14 protein-coding genes are annotated in these 15,942 nt (G+C 40.9%); 10 read left to right on the top strand and 4 right to left on the bottom strand.

What is annotated here, in order from left to right:
* Positions 1-369 precede the first annotated feature (369 nt).
* The 9 genes from atpD to VCM39_RS11990 all read left to right on the top strand — a co-directional run bounded on the left by atpD (position 370) and on the right by VCM39_RS11990 (position 7,955).
* Entirely contained in the window at positions 370-1,890 is a 1,521-nt protein-coding gene (gene atpD, locus VCM39_RS12030) for a F0F1 ATP synthase subunit beta (protein WP_221648944.1), read from the top strand.
* A gap of 17 nt (positions 1,891-1,907) precedes the next feature.
* The gene (atpC, locus tag VCM39_RS12025; protein WP_221648943.1) at positions 1,908-2,153 is read left to right on the top strand and encodes an ATP synthase F1 subunit epsilon; all 246 of its coding nucleotides are present in this window, start codon (positions 1,908-1,910) and stop codon (positions 2,151-2,153) included.
* A gap of 42 nt (positions 2,154-2,195) precedes the next feature.
* Entirely contained in the window at positions 2,196-2,627 is a 432-nt protein-coding gene (locus VCM39_RS12020) for a hypothetical protein (protein ID WP_221648942.1), read from the top strand.
* On the top strand, positions 2,611-3,717 hold the full coding sequence (gene atpB, locus VCM39_RS12015) for a F0F1 ATP synthase subunit A (RefSeq protein WP_221648941.1): 1,107 nt from the start codon (positions 2,611-2,613) through the stop codon (positions 3,715-3,717). The genes VCM39_RS12020 and atpB overlap by 17 nt, the downstream gene beginning before the upstream one ends.
* A gap of 66 nt (positions 3,718-3,783) precedes the next feature.
* The gene (gene atpE, locus VCM39_RS12010; RefSeq protein WP_002560656.1) at positions 3,784-4,038 is read left to right on the top strand and encodes an ATP synthase F0 subunit C; all 255 of its coding nucleotides are present in this window, start codon (positions 3,784-3,786) and stop codon (positions 4,036-4,038) included.
* Positions 4,039-4,180: 142 nt separating this feature from the next.
* Positions 4,181-4,681 (top strand): F0F1 ATP synthase subunit B, encoded by a 501-nt coding sequence (atpF, locus tag VCM39_RS12005; RefSeq protein WP_221648940.1) that lies wholly within the window; start codon positions 4,181-4,183, stop codon positions 4,679-4,681.
* Positions 4,682-4,691: 10 nt separating this feature from the next.
* Positions 4,692-5,252, top strand: a complete 561-nt coding sequence (locus VCM39_RS12000; protein ID WP_221648939.1) for a F0F1 ATP synthase subunit delta — start codon at positions 4,692-4,694, stop codon at positions 5,250-5,252.
* Between the two features lie 96 nt (positions 5,253-5,348).
* On the top strand, positions 5,349-6,935 hold the full coding sequence (gene atpA / locus VCM39_RS11995; protein WP_221648938.1) for a F0F1 ATP synthase subunit alpha: 1,587 nt from the start codon (positions 5,349-5,351) through the stop codon (positions 6,933-6,935).
* 135 nt (positions 6,936-7,070) lie between these two features.
* Positions 7,071-7,955 carry a F0F1 ATP synthase subunit gamma gene (locus tag VCM39_RS11990; protein WP_289292138.1) on the top strand — a complete coding sequence of 295 codons (885 nt, stop codon included), beginning with the start codon at positions 7,071-7,073 and terminating at the stop codon, positions 7,953-7,955.
* 88 nt (positions 7,956-8,043) lie between these two features.
* On the opposite strand, the gene VCM39_RS11985 is transcribed toward VCM39_RS11990, so the two are convergent.
* A complete protein-coding gene (locus VCM39_RS11985; protein WP_196811942.1) occupies positions 8,044-8,679 on the bottom strand; it encodes a DedA family protein in 636 nt (211 codons plus the stop codon).
* Positions 8,680-8,849: 170 nt separating this feature from the next.
* On the opposite strand from VCM39_RS11985, the gene VCM39_RS11980 reads away from it, so the two are divergent.
* A complete protein-coding gene (locus tag VCM39_RS11980; RefSeq protein ID WP_322932607.1) occupies positions 8,850-11,375 on the top strand; it encodes a helix-turn-helix domain-containing protein in 2,526 nt (841 codons plus the stop codon).
* 5 nt (positions 11,376-11,380) lie between these two features.
* Here VCM39_RS11980 and VCM39_RS11975 read toward each other — a convergent pair whose 3' ends face one another.
* From VCM39_RS11975 to VCM39_RS11965, 3 genes are read right to left on the bottom strand one after another with little or no spacing between them, the layout of a single operon-like run.
* Positions 11,381-14,269, bottom strand: coding sequence for a PD-(D/E)XK nuclease family protein (locus VCM39_RS11975; RefSeq protein ID WP_322932608.1), 2,889 nt, complete (start codon positions 14,267-14,269; stop codon positions 11,381-11,383).
* 13 nt (positions 14,270-14,282) lie between these two features.
* Positions 14,283-15,215, bottom strand: a complete 933-nt coding sequence (locus VCM39_RS11970; RefSeq protein WP_221648932.1) for an energy transducer TonB — start codon at positions 15,213-15,215, stop codon at positions 14,283-14,285.
* Positions 15,216-15,240: 25 nt separating this feature from the next.
* Entirely contained in the window at positions 15,241-15,939 is a 699-nt protein-coding gene (locus tag VCM39_RS11965; RefSeq protein WP_195349704.1) for an energy transducer TonB, read from the bottom strand.
* Positions 15,940-15,942 lie beyond the last annotated feature (3 nt).

Below are 15,942 nucleotides of genomic sequence, written 5' to 3'. Positions count from 1 at the left end.
ACTTTTTCTCTTTTAACTTAATCTGTTGACTCCGTCGTAGAAAGAAAAAAACTCTTTTGTGTGAAAACGTTTTTTTGATGAAATAAATCTCTGAATGATATTTTGATTATAATACTTCTGGTTTACTGTAAATTTAGGTCAAAAAGTAGGATTTTTAAGACTAACGAATGTTATCTAAAACAAAAAAAAAGCAAATCAGAATAATGAATCACATTTGTTTCTACATTTGCACAGTTGTTTGTTTAACTACTCGTTTGTATACGTTAGTGAACAAAAGAAAAACTCAGATGTTATGTTTATAGTAAAGTTGGTAAAAACGCGGCTTACTATACTATGAAGTTTAGAAAATAATATATAAAAAGATTGCTTATGTCACAGATTATCGGACATATCTCTCAGGTAATCGGACCTGTGGTTGATGTGTACTTTGAAACTACGGAAGCTGAGATTGCGTTGCCAAGTATACACGACGCATTGGAGATAAGAAGACCGAATGGCAAAATTCTGATTGTAGAGGTGCAGCAACACATTGGTGAAAATACGGTAAGAACCGTTGCAATGGATAGTACCGATGGACTGCAACGTGGTATGAAAGTATATCCGACAGGTGGCCCTATCACTATGCCGGTAGGTGAGCAAATTAAAGGACGACTCATGAATGTCGTTGGTGACTCTATTGATGGTATGAGAGAACTCAGCCGTAAAGGAGCTTATTCTATTCACCGTGATCCCCCTAAATTTGAAGATTTAACAACTGTACAGGAAGTACTCTATACAGGTATCAAAGTAATCGACTTGCTGGAGCCTTATTCAAAAGGTGGTAAGATTGGTTTGTTTGGTGGTGCTGGTGTAGGTAAAACGGTGCTTATTCAGGAGCTAATCAATAATATTGCTAAAAAGCATAACGGATTCTCTGTTTTTGCCGGAGTAGGAGAGCGTACGCGTGAGGGGAATGACTTGCTTCGTGAGATGATTGAGTCCGGAGTTATACGCTATGGAGAAGCTTTTAAGGAAAGCATGGAGAAAGGACATTGGGATCTTTCGAAGGTGGACTATGAAGAAGTGGAGAAATCTCAGGTATCTCTGGTGTTCGGTCAGATGAATGAACCGCCGGGAGCACGTGCTTCAGTGGCTTTATCGGGACTTACAGTAGCTGAGTCTTTCCGTGATATGCATTCGGGAGATGAAGGTCCGAAGGATATTCTGTTCTTTATTGATAATATTTTCCGTTTTACACAAGCAGGTTCTGAAGTATCAGCATTGTTGGGACGTATGCCTTCGGCGGTAGGTTATCAGCCGACTTTGGCTACGGAAATGGGAGCTATGCAGGAACGTATTACTTCAACCCGATATGGTTCCATTACTTCTGTACAGGCTGTATATGTACCGGCTGATGACTTGACTGACCCGGCACCGGCAACAACTTTTACGCATCTGGATGCAACAACCGTACTCGACCGTAAAATTACGGAATTGGGTATTTATCCGGCCGTAGATCCGTTGGCATCTACTTCTCGTATTCTTGATCCGCATATCGTAGGGCAGGAACATTATGAGGTGGCTCAAAGGGTAAAACAGATTCTTCAGCGTAATAAGGAATTACAGGATATTATCTCTATTTTGGGTATGGAGGAACTTTCGGATGAAGACCGTACAATTGTAAACCGTGCGCGTCGTGTACAGAGATTCCTGTCGCAACCTTTTGCTGTAGCTGAGCAGTTTACAGGAGTGCCGGGAGTGATGGTCTCTATAGAGGATACTATAAAAGGATTCCGTATGATTCTGGATGGTGAAGTTGATAATTTGCCGGAACAGGCTTTCTTGAACGTAGGTACGATAGAAGAAGCTATTGAGAAGGGTAAGCAGTTGCTTGAACAGGCAAATAAATAATTAAAAAATAATAGTTAATGAAAAGGCTGCATTTGAGTATTGTTTCTCCGGAAAAAGAGATATATAATGGGGAAGTGAATAGCGTGACGCTGCCCGGAGTTATAGGTTCGTTCACTATTCTGCCACAGCATGCTCCGATTGTCTCTTCTTTAAAGGAAGGAAAACTGAGTTATGTGATGGAGGATAATGAAGAGTGTACGCTTGATATTGAAGGTGGTTTTGTAGAGATGAGCGATGAAACGGTTTCCGTGTGCATCTCCTGACAAGACAAAAATAAGATTAACAGAAAAACACAGCGATATAAGATGAACATTAGTTTAACGAAGCGTAAGTATTTGCTCTATCTTACGATCCTTACTCTTTTATTGAGTGGGGTAGGTGGTGTGACTTACTTTTCTTTGGTACCCGAACATTATTTTGGAGGATATCCGTTAATTCCGGTATACTTCTATATTTTTGGAGTATTTAATATTTATATGTTCGATGCTTGCAGGAGGTTTGCTCCGGACAAGATGTTGTTGCTGCATTTGGCAATGAAAGTGCTTAAAATGATTTTGTCTGTTATAGTACTTGTTATTTATTGTATGGTAGTTAGAGAAGAGGCAGTGGCATTTATGCTTACTTTTATAGTGTACTATCTGCTGTATTTGATATTTGAGACAAGTTTCTTTGCCGGTTATGAACTGAATAAGAAACGACAAAAGAAAAATAAAACAAAAAATGAAACAGTTGCATAACATATTCACAGGATTACTCCTCATACTTGGGTTGCTGATTGCTTCTCCTGCAGTAGCGCAGGAAGAGGATGTTACCCCTCAGGAGCAAAAGGAGAACACGGTTGATGTGAAGAGCATAGTCTTTGGACATATAGGAGACTCCTATGAGTGGCATATCACTACGTGGGGGGATACTCATATAACAATTCCATTGCCTGTGATTGTGTACAGTTCTAATAGTGGCTGGCATTCATTTTTATCTTCACGATTAGAAGAGAATGGAGGAACCTACGAAGGATTTTCTATTGCTCCCGCAGGAAGCCGGTATGAGGGCAAAATAATAGAACATGATGCAGCTGGTGAGGAAATACGTCCATGGGATATTTCTATTACTAAAGTTACGTTGTCATTGTTGATAAACAGTGCTCTGCTACTGATCATTATTTTAGGTGTGGCACATTGGTATCGTAAACGTGAACAGGGTGCAGCGGCTCCAGGTGGTTTTGTAGGCTTTATGGAGATGTTTATCATGATGATACATGATGATGTAATAAAGAGCTGTGTTGGTCCTAATTATAAAAAATTTGCTCCTTATTTATTGACAGCTTTCTTCTTTATTTTCATTAATAATATTATGGGATTGATACCCTTCTTTCCCGGAGGAGCGAATGTAACAGGTAATATTGCCATAACAATGGTGCTGGCTATCTGTACTTTCCTTGCTGTAAATATCTTCGGATCCAAACATTACTGGAAGGATATCTTTTGGCCTGATGTACCCTGGTGGTTGAAAGTGCCTATACCGATGATGCCATTTATTGAGTTTTTCGGTGTATTTACCAAACCATTTGCTTTGATGATCCGTCTGTTTGCAAATATGCTTTCGGGACATATGGCGATGTTGGTATTGACTTGTCTTATCTTTATCTCGGCAAGTATGGGGCCTGCCTTGAATAGTACGTTGACTGTTGCTTCTGTATTGTTTAATATATTTATGAATGCACTTGAGTTGTTGGTGGCTTTCATTCAGGCTTATGTATTTACCATGTTGTCTGCTGTGTTTATCGGATTGGCACAAGAGGGTGGAAAGTCAGAAGAAGCGACTGAATAAAAAAAAGTAAGTTAGACTAATCTGAATTTTAAATTAATAATATAAACCATTTTAAAACTGAAAATTATGTTACTATCAGTCTTATTACAAGCAGCCGCAGGTGCTGCTATCGGAAAGTTGGGAGCAGCAATTGGAGCTGGTCTTGCCGTTATCGGTGCAGGTTTGGGTATTGGTAAAATCGGTGGTTCGGCAATGGAAGCTATTGCCCGTCAACCGGAAGCTTCGGGCGATATTCGTATGAATATGATTATTGCTGCTGCGCTGATTGAAGGTGTGGCTTTGTTGGCAGTAGTTGTTTGTCTGTTGGTATTCTTCTTGTAATTTACAATTAGACAATTTACAATTTACAATTTGCCATGCGGTTATGACGTTGGCGATTGGTGATTTGTAAGTTGTATCTTGTAAATAGAAGAGTAGAGAGTATTAAATCGTAAATTGTAAATCGTAAATTGTAAATAAATTTATGTCATTGTTATTACCCGATAGTGGCCTGTTATTCTGGATGCTTCTCTCGTTTGGGATTGTGTTCGTTGTATTGGCAAAATATGGCTTTCCTATTATCGTCAAGATGGTGGATGGCCGTAAAACATACATCGACCAGTCTCTGGAGGTGGCAAGGGAGGCGAATGCCCAGTTGGCTAAACTCAAAGAACAGGGTGAAGCACTTGTGGTTGCCGCTAACAAGGAGCAGGGACGTATCTTGAAAGAGGCCATGCAGGAGCGTGATAAAATTATTCACGAGGCCCGCAAAAAAGCAGAAGCCGCAGCTCAGAAAGAACTGGATGAGGTGAAGAAGCAGATTCAGGTTGAAAAGGAGGAAGCTATTCGTGATATTCGTCGCCAGGTAGCTTTACTTTCGGTGGATATTGCCGAAAAGGTGATCCGTAAAAATCTGGATGAAGATAGTGAGCAGATGGCTATGATAGACCGGATGCTGGATGAAGTGTTGGACAACAAGAATTAAGTGAAAGAGTATGGATATAGGAATTGTTTCAATGCGTTATGCCAAAGCACTGATTGAATATGCGAAGGAAAAACATACGGAAGATGTGCTTTACAGAGAGATGAAAATGTTGTCGAAGAGCCTTTGTGCAGTTCCCCGTCTAAGGGAAGCTTTGGCAAATCCTGTTTTGAACATTCGGGAGAAGTATTCATTGATTTGTACGGCAGCTACCGGTGATAAGAAAGTCAGTCGTGAGTTTTCACGTTTCGTCACTTTGGTATTGAAAAACAACAGGGAACAGTTTCTGCAGTTTATCTGTTTATCTTTTCTGGATTTATACCGGAAGTTGAAACACATTGGAGTGGGTAGGCTTACTACGGCAGTAGCGGTCAACAAAGAGACAGAAGAACGGATACGTAACTCTGCAGGTATGATTCTTCATGCCCAAATGGAACTGGAAACCGTAATAGACCCGTCTATTGAAGGTGGTTTTATATTCGATGTCAATGATTATCGTCTTGATGCCAGTATAACTACCCAGCTGAAACGAGTGAAACAACAATTTATTGATAAGAACAGAAGAATCGTATAATTTACAATTGGACGATTTACAATTTACAATTCGCCATGTGGTAAGAGTGTAAATTGTAAATTGTAAATTGTAAATTATCAAATTGTAAATAGAACCATGTCTGAAAATATAAAAGTAAGCGAAGTCTCCGATATTCTGCGCCGTCAGCTTGAAGGCATTGATACACGCGTGCAACTTGATGAGATAGGTACAGTGTTGCAGGTCAGTGATGGTGTGGCGCGTATCTATGGATTGCGCAATGCCGAAGCGAATGAATTGCTGGAGTTTGACAATGGTATTAAAGCCATTGTGATGAATCTGGAAGAAGATAATGTGGGTGCTGTGTTATTGGGACCTACAGATAAAATCAAAGAGGGCTATATCGTCAAACGTACCAAACGTATTGCTTCTATCCGTGTAGGAGAGGGCATGTTAGGGCGTGTTATTGATCCGTTGGGGGAACCATTGGATGGTAAAGGTACGATTGGAGGACAGTTGTATGAAATGCCACTGGAGCGTAAAGCGCCGGGAGTTATTTTTCGTCAGCCGGTAAATCAACCGTTGCAGACCGGGCTGAAAGCAGTTGATGCTATGATCCCTATCGGTCGTGGGCAACGTGAGTTGATTATTGGAGACCGCCAAACAGGTAAGACAGCCATTGCTATTGATACTATAATCAACCAGCGCGATAATTATCTGGCCGGTAAACCTGTATATTGTATCTATGTTGCTATTGGGCAGAAAGGTTCTACTGTTGCTTCTATTGTAAATACATTGCGTGAATATGGTGCAATGGATTACACGATTGTAGTTGCTGCTACAGCTGGTGATCCTGCTGCCTTGCAATATTTCTCACCGTTCTCCGGTGCTGCTATCGGGGAGTATTTCCGTGATACCGGTCGGGATGCATTGGTGGTTTATGATGACCTTTCCAAGCAGGCGGTTGCTTATCGTGAAGTATCTCTGATCCTTCGTCGTCCGTCTGGTCGTGAAGCTTATCCGGGAGATATCTTCTATCTGCATTCACGTTTGTTGGAGCGTGCTGCCAAGATTATCAACCAGGAGGAAGTAGCCCGTGAAATGAATGATCTTCCTGATAGCTTGAAAGGATTGGTAAAAGGGGGTGGGTCTTTGACTGCCTTACCGATTATCGAGACGCAAGCCGGTGACGTATCTGCTTATATTCCTACTAATGTGATTTCAATTACCGACGGACAGATTTTCCTTGATACTGATCTGTTTAACCAAGGTAATCGTCCGGCTATCAATGTAGGTATTTCTGTATCGCGTGTAGGAGGTAATGCACAGATTAAAGCCATGAAGAAGGTGGCTGGGACATTGAAGATTGACCAGGCACAATACCGGGAGTTGGAAGCGTTTACGAAGTTTAGTGGCGATATGGATCCTGTGACTGCTCATATAATCGATAAGGGGCAGAAGAATACCCGTTTGCTTGTACAGCCGCAGTATAGTCCGATGTCGGTAGAGAAACAAATTGCAATTCTGTATTGCGGTGTTCATGGGCTATTGCGTAATGTTCCTCTTGATAAGGTAGAAGATTTTGAACGTAGCTTTCAGGAGAGTCTTGCCATTAATCATCAGGCAGATGTACTTGATGTACTCAAAGCAGGTGTCATTGACGAAAATGTAGAGAAAGGTATCAGGGAAACAGCAGAGATGGTGGCTAAACAATTTATTCAGTAGTTAAGTAGTCAAGTAGTTAAGTAGTAAGTAGGATACTACTGCGGTATTTAACGCTAAACTATCTGCTACTTACTATTTAACTGTTTACTGCTTGACTACTAACTACTTACTACTAACTTCTAACTACTAAAGAATATGGCTTCACTTAAAGAAGTAAAAACCAGAATAAATTCGGTACAGAGTACACGAAAGATCACTTCAGCAATGAAGATGGTGGCTTCTGCCAAATTGCATAAAGCACAGGGAGCCATTGGAAATATGTTGCCTTATCAAAGGCAGATGAATAAGATTTTGCGCAACTTTCTTAGTGGCGAACTCTCTATAGAGTCGCCTTACATTCAAGGAAGAGAGGTAAAACGCGTAGCTATTGTCATGTTTTCATCCAATAGTTCGCTGTGCGGAGCTTTCAATGCCAATGTTATTAAAATGTTTCTACATACAGTTGGCGAATATCGTAAACTGGGACAAGATAATATTTTTATTTATCCGGTTGGACGCAAGGTAGAAGAGGCTGTGAAGAAGATGGGGTTTGTTCCCAAAGGAAGTTACCAGCAGTTAGCGGATAAACCGACTTATCAGGAAGCAGCTGCACTGGCCGAACGTCTGATGGAACTTTTTGTATCCAAAGAGATAGACCGGGTAGAGTTGATCTATCATCATTTTAAGTCGATGGGAGTACAGGAGCTGCTCCGGGAACGTTATTTACCTATTGATCTGACACAAATAGAGGAGGAGCATGAAGAAGATATAGAGGAAGATAAAGTGGTAAAGGATTATATCGTAGAGCCTTCGAGAGAGCAATTTATAGCTGATCTTATTCCGAAGGTATTGAAACAGAAACTCTTTACGGCTGCAATGGACTCTAATGCATCTGAACATGCTGCGCGTACGTTGGCAATGCAGGTAGCTACGGACAATGCAAATGAACTGATTCAGGATCTGACGAAGCAATATAATAAGGGACGCCAGCAAGCTATTACGAATGAACTGCTGGATATTATAGGTGGATCGATGAAATAGTAAAGGAGACTGATTGATAAAAATAAAGAGCAATGTGATTGTGTTACATTGCTCTTTATTTTTATCAATAGGCTTACTCTGTATTTGTTTATTTACTTCTCTTGTTCCTTATTACTTCAATAACTCCTGGGAGTACGGATACTACAATAATCCCCAGAATGAGTAATTTAAGGTTTTCCTGAACAAAAGGTAGGCCACCGAAGAAATAGCCTGCATAGATGAAAATTACTACCCATATTATACCTCCGGTTACATTAAAGACGGAAAAATGCCTGTAGTTCATATGTCCCATACCTGCCACAAAAGGAGCGAAGGTACGTACTATTGGTACAAAACGGGCTAAGATAATTGTTTTTCCTCCGTACTTCTCGTAGAAGCCATGTGTCTTTTCCAGATAACTTTGTTTGAATATTTTGGAGTCCCGGTTACTGAATAATTTCTCTCCGAAGAATCGTCCTATCAGATAGTTGGACGAATCTCCAAGGATGGCTGCCAGTATCAATGCCAGTGCCATTATATGTACATTAATATTGTTTGTAGGGAGTGAGCCTAGTGCACCGGCTACAAACAGTAGTGAGTCACCCGGAAGGAACGGGGTAACAACTAACCCTGTTTCACAAAAGATAATCAGGAATAAGATAGCATATACCCATATTCCATATTGAGCTATAAGTTCGGCTAAATGGACATCGATATGTAAAATGAAATCGATAATAAATTGAATAAAATCCATGAAAATTGTGTTTTATAAATGATGTTTGCAAAGATAGGGATAGCTTTGTGAAATGAAATTGCATACAGTATTACATTTCTGTTTCATTTATATTAATATTTTCTTACTACAGGGGCAGGGGTACTGTAAATTTCAGTATCTTTGACGGAAAAACTATATACATGGAAACCAATTTCGAAATACAACTTGCCTGGCAGTTTATAGAAAATACTGGTACCCACCTGTTTCTTACCGGAAAAGCTGGAACCGGAAAGACTACTTTTCTCAGAGAGTTGAAAGCAAAATCGCCAAAACGTATGGTAGTTGTAGCACCTACCGGGATTGCTGCTATCAATGCCGGTGGAGTGACAATACACTCTTTCTTCCAGCTTCCTTTTGCACCTTATGTGCCCGATACAAAGTTTATGTCGGCACAAACTTTTCATAAATTCGGTAAAGAGAAGATTAACATTATACGTAGTATGGATCTGTTGGTGATTGATGAGGTCAGTATGGTACGTGCAGATCTTCTGGATGCTATCGATGCAGTACTACGGCAATATCGTGATCGCCATAAACCTTTTGGTGGTGTACAAATCCTGATGATCGGAGACTTACAGCAGTTGGCTCCTGTGGTGAAAGAAGAAGACTGGCAATTGTTGAGTCCGTATTATGATACTGCTTTCTTTTTTGGTAGCCGCACTTTGAGAGAGACAGAATATGTCACGATTGAATTGAAAAAAGTATATCGTCAGAGTGATAGTACTTTTTTGAATCTTTTGAATAAGATACGGGAGAATACAGCGGATGAGTCAGTACTTGCCGAACTCAACAAACGTTATCTTCCCGGTTTTCGTCCCAGAGAAGAAGAGGGTTATATCCGTTTGACTACTCATAATTACCAGGCTCAGCAATATAATGACCGCCAGCTGATAGCGTTGCCGGGACAACCTTATAGTTTTCGTGCAAAGACGGAAGGTACATTCCCTGAGTCTGCTTATCCTGCCGATGAAATATTGACGGTGAAGAAAGGGGCACAGATTATGTTTATTAAGAATGATTCTTCGGGTGAGCATCGGTTTTATAATGGTAAGATCGGGTTGGTGACAGACGTATGTAAAGATGGCATTAGGGTGCGTGGTAATGGAGATGCAGAATCTTTTCTTTTAGAGACTGAGGAGTGGACAAATAGTAAATATACCTTGAACCCCGTAACGAAAGAGATAACAGAAGAGGTAGAGGGACGTTTCCGACAGTATCCTGTTCGTTTGGCATGGGCTATCACTATCCATAAGAGCCAGGGGCTTACTTTTGAGCGGGCTATCATTGATGCGAATGCTTCCTTTGCTCATGGACAAGTGTATGTGGCATTGAGTCGCTGTAAAAGTCTGGAAGGATTGGTGTTGGGTTCTCCGCTAAGACAAGAGGCAATAATCAGTGATGATACAATAGATCACTTTACGCGTGAGGTGGAAGCGTTGTCTCCGGATCGGCAGAAGTTGAATAAGTTGCAACGCCAGTATTTTTATGAATTACTTTGCGAGCAGTTTGACTTTCATTCGTTGGAACGGCATTTTGCATTGGTACTTCGCTTGTTGGATGAACATCTTTATCGTCTTTATCCCAAGTTGTTGGAACGATATAAAGAAACTTATGAGTTATATAAGGCAAACATAACGAAGGTAGGAGATACTTTTCGATTACAGTATACAGAATTGGTGAATGCGACAGATGATTATGTGGGTGATCGGCAATTACAGAGCCGTTTAATATCCGGTGCCCGTTATTTTAGAGAAAAATTGGAGGAGATAGTCTTTCCTTTGGTCTCTGAAACCAAAGTACAGACAGATAATAAAGAGGTAAAGAAGAAAATCACCGAGGCTTTAGGTGTGTTGCGGGTGGCATTGCATGTAAAAAAGGGAACTCTGCTCTCAACGGAGGAACATGGCTTTTCCGTATCAACCTATTTGAAACAGAAAGCTATATTGACGATCACAGAAGAGAATGGTGAGGGGAGACGAGAGAGAGGAGAAGGAAAGAGGGAGAGAGGAGGACAGAGAGCCGATAAGATAGAAGTTCCTACCGATATTCTTCATCCTGAGCTCTATAAACAATTGATAGCCTGGCGAAACTCAGAAGCCGCACAGGCAGGAGTTCCTGTGTATACAATTATCCAACAGAAAGCCATATTGGGTATTGTCAATTTGTTGCCGGTGGATGTGCCCTCTCTGGTTCGTATTCCTTATTTTGGAAAGAAGGGCGCCGAGAAATATGGGGATGTATTACTGAATATGGTAAATAACTATGTGAAAGAGAACAATGTGGAACGTCCTGAGATGCCAGAGCCCTCTAAGAAAAAGATAAAAGAGGAGATAGTTACCACAAAGCCGGATGCAACAGTAATAGTTAAAACTCCTAAGCAAGATACGAAAGAGGTGAGCTTCTCTATGTTCCGTCAAGGCATGAACATTGAGGAGATCGCTAAGGCCCGTGAATTGGTAACCGGTACGATAGCCGGACATCTGGAACATTATGTACGTTCAGGAGTAATTAGAATTAATGATCTGGTCCCACAAGAGAAGGTTAATAAAATAACACAGTATCTACAACAACACGCCGATGCCCCAAGCATTACGCTTATAAAAGCAGGCTTAGGCGATGACGTGTCGTATGCAGATATCCGGTTGGTGATGGCCTCGTTGCGTTGAGATCTTTACCTTTTGCACAAAGCACGGAAGTCGCAATATTCGCAGACTTTCGTGTTTTCTGTTTGGGTAAAGGGCGTTTCATTCCCAAAGATTTCTTCCAACAGAGTTTGTAACCGTTCCCGGAATTCGTCTTCAAAGAAGGCAAAGTTATTGACTGGTATCTTTGGCTTCCGAGGTTCACCCATTTCGATAACGGGAGAATAGTTTTCATTAGCAGCCCGATGAATATAGAGTAGGGCAGGAGCTACTTTTAGGGATTGCTGCCTGCTCATGATGGCTGCATACAAAAAGGTCTGAAAGATATAATTCGGTCTTCCTTCGGCGGGAGTGAACAGTTGTTCAATGTTTGTTGGTGTTTTGGGGCTTCCTCCTGTTTTGTAATCAACAATACGAAGTGTATCACCTTTGCAATCCATACGGTCGATGGTTCCGCCTATCCGTATTTTTATCGGACTTTCAGGAGTATTTACTGTCACTTCTTCCTGTACCTTCTTTTCCATACCTACCATAGAGAAAGGTGTATATTGCAGGTCATTGCGTAACAGTTGCCGAAGATATGAGCCTATTACCTTGGAGTTTATTAATTGCACTCCATTGTATTCCGGTTGTTCGTTGAGATCAACATGGAAGAATTCTTCTTTGAAGGCACGATCTACGTATCCTTGCAAACGAACATCATCACGTAGAAGGCGTTCTAAATCTTCTTTTCTTATCTCTTTGCCGTTAGCACTTAAATCACCGTAAGTAAGTTCCGCTGAACGGTGGAAAATGGTACCAAACAGGGCTGAGTCTATTTCCGCACTTACCTCATCGGGAGTTTTTAGCCCGGCTACATAGCGATAATAAAAACGCAGGCGACAATCCAGATAGGCATTGAGCGCCGATGGAGAGAGAGCAAATGCTTTGGGATTAGATTCGAAGTTGTATGTATTGCGGAGGCGATTCAATATTTCCGGTGTTTTTTCAATACAGATATCACGGCTGCTTTGTGGTGACTGACCGGCTTCAAGAAATTCCCGGCTGATGTCGTGTGGCCATTCTACAAGGAACTGTAACATAAAACGTGACCATTCTCCGCGGTTCAAGCCGTCTGACGAGGTGTTATATACCAATGTTACATTCTCTGCCCGCTGTATAAGGCGATAGAAGTAATAAGCATATACTGCATTCTTGTGTTCAATGGTTGTCATACCAAAAGCCTTACGGAGATTGTAAGGGATGAAGGAAGATTCACCGCTGGACTTAGGTAATTGCCCTTCGTTGAGCGAAAGTATGATGAGATTACGGAAGTCGAGATTACGGGTTTCGAGTACTCCCATTACCTGCATGCCGATAGCCGGTTCACCGTGGAATGGGATGTTAGCTGCATTCAGGATACGGCTAAGCAGGCGCTTCAAAGTATCGATACGTATTTGTAACTCTCCGTTCTCAATCAGGTTGAGCAGGCGATTTACCATTGTGTAGCTCTTGAACAATGACTCACGATAGAGTTGATTAAAAATATCATCCTGCTCCGATTCCTGGCGATAGAGGGTGGATACTTCTTTCAGTAACTCTGTAATGTAAAGACAGATTGCCCGGATACCACTTCTTGGGGTGAAGAGCAGTGATAGAAAATCATCCTGCTTCAGTTCTGTAGGCAGAGGATAGAAGCGGTTGGTCTTTGTCAGTTCACGTTCCAATGGTTCGGCTTTGAGAGAGATTTGGCGGGTATAGGGATGCTTTAGTACGGCCTGTACGGTGTCATAGCTGTAACGACCAGTCTCAGAATGATAACCGGTTGTTTGCAACTCAACGACAGCATTGATAAAACTATAAACCGGGGTCTGTGCCAATGGGAATCCCATAGTGATATTGACGTTTTTTACTTCTGACGGAATAGAGTGCAGGACAGGAAGTAATAAAGATTCATTGCAAAGTACTACTGCGTTTTCTTTTTCTTCGCAAGGCTTTTCTTGAAGATCTTTGTTTAACAATGTATCTCTGACCCATTCCGGAAGATAGCGTGCCTGGGCATTTTCTGTGGGAGAAGAGATGAAACGTACTTTCTTGGGATGACGCAGACAATCGAATACAGTTTCGGGAAGTTCATTCGGAAACTTCTCCAGATTACGAAGAATAAACTCGCCTGCTTCATGTCTTTGCTGGGGCAGACGGGTGTAAAACAAATCATAGTCCCAATAGAAAAGTGCTTTACCTGCCTCTTGCAGTAGGGAGAAGAAGCGGGTTTCCACTTTGTTGAGCACATTAAAACCTACGAATACATATTTGTCATACCGCAAAGCATTCGTATCAAGTGCTTCAATGACATTACGGTAGAGCATTCCTTCGTAAGCAATACCTAAAGAGGCAAGTTGTGAACGGTAGCTCCGATAAATGTCCCCAAGCTTGTCCCAAAGAGAAATAAATTTCTCTTTCAGTTTGGTATGTTTTTCTATGGAGAAGTTCTGGAAAAATTGACGAATAGCATCCTCCTGTTCTTTATCCAGAAAGTCGAAATCATCCATAATATTTTTCAGATCCTGCAGATTGGTAAAGAGTTTATCTGCATCTACAAGATTTTTGTCTACATCATCAAAGTCACTGATAAGTAGTTCCCCCCAAAAGTAGAAGTCGTCCAGAGATTCTTCACTTTTTGTTTCCTCACGAAAAATCTTATACAACTCACACACCAAGCGGATGGGATCTCCCAGTTTCTGATCGGACAGTTGCTGGAACAATTCGCTAATGCTGACATAAGCAGGAGACCAGATAGGATGATCGGATTGTGAAGCCAAATGTTCGTTGAAGAACAAACTTGCACGTTTGTTGGGGAAAACGATTGCTACACGCGATAAATCGTTTCCTATTTTGCTATGAAGGTCTTGAGCGACCAGTTGGAGAAATGTTTTCATACTTTGAATATAACTATTGATATCTGAAACTGACAGGTATTGTGTATTCCATGGCTACTGGTTTTCCTTTTTGGGTACCGGGCTTCCATTTTGGCATGAGTTTGACTACACGTAACGCTTCTTTGTCAAATTTAGGATGAACACCTCGTACAATTTTAGCATTTGTAATATTGCCGTCTGTTGATATGATAAACTGTACTATAACCTTTCCTGTAATACAAATATCAGGATCTGGATATTGTATGTTTTGCTGTATAAAGCTCATTAATGCGGTATTTCCTCCTGGAAACTCCGGCATGGTCTCGCTTACACAGGTAGTAAGTATCTTTTTTTTCTGTGATTTCTTCTTGGTATTTACCACTAATATTTCTCCCATCATTAGAGTACTATCTTCTTGGAGTACCACTTGTATATAAGCTGTTTTTTGTATCTCAATTTCCTGAGACTGAAAGCCTATAGATTGAACGACCAATGGATGTTTCCCTGAGACTTTTAATGTGAAGTTTCCGAATTCGTCTGTCACTGTTCCATTTTTAGTTCCTTTCTCAATAATGAGTACACCAGTAATTGGATTCCTCATGCTATCTGTAACAATTCCTTTTATTACAAATAATGAGTCTGTGTTATTTGTGCCAGATACCTCTGTTGATACAATTTCTATTATGTCAGTTAGACTTTGCTTTTGGATAGAATCTATATTTGAATTTTGTGCATTCATGGTCATAACTCCGGCCGATATTCCCAATACCGTAATTGCTTTTCCTGCCAATCTCTTCCGTTCCAGTTGTTGTTCGAGATAACGAACTTCTGTTTCACATTTCGGACAAGTACCCAGACAGTCTCCCTGATACTGGCATTCGGAAGTAATAAACTCTATGTCATTTGCTTCGGCAATTTGCCGGCGAATTTCTTTTAGGATTCTGCAAGTTTGCTTTCCTCTTTTCATAGTTGTTTTACTATATGTGAATTAATTATAACGGTTTTTGTTTAAATGTCACAGGAACTGTATATTTGACACATACAGGTATTCCTCTCTGGCTTGCAGGTTTCCATTGGGGGAGAAGTCTAATTACTCTCAGAGCTTCTTTATCTAAATCCGGATGCAAAGAACGTACTACTTTAGGCTCGACCACATATCCCTCTTTATCTATTGTGAATTGGACGATAACTCGTCCTACTATATTGGAGTCTTGTAGAGTGGTAGGGTATTGATAGTTTTCTGCAATGAACTTCATCAGTGCAGCATTTCCTCCCGGAAACTGCGGCATAGTTTCATTTATATAGCCTAATAAAAAGTCTTCCTCTTCTTCTGCTTCTTCTGCTACTGGTTGGGAGGTTGGAACCTTTTTGGGGATTGCCAAAGTATCACTTCCTTGGACTATTGTTTCTATTGTATCTTTAGGAGATTGACATTTGGAAGAATTTGTATTTTGTGCATTCATGGTCATAACTCCGGCCGATATTCCCAGTATTGTGATTGCTTTTCCTGCCATTCTCTTCCGTTCCAGTTGTTGTTCGAGATAACGAACTTCTGTTTCACACTTCGGGCAAGTACCCAGACAGTCTCCCTGATACTGGCATTCAGAAGTAATAAACTCTATGTCATTTACTTCGGCAATTTGCCGGCGAATCTCTTTTAGGATTCTGCAAGTCTGTTTTCCTCTTTTCATGAC

It is taken from the genome of Bacteroides mucinivorans (genome assembly GCF_034654355.2).
GTDB classification, from domain to species: Bacteria; Bacteroidota; Bacteroidia; order Bacteroidales; family Bacteroidaceae; genus Bacteroides; species Bacteroides nordii.
This window is presented reverse-complemented; position numbering and strand designations above follow the sequence as displayed.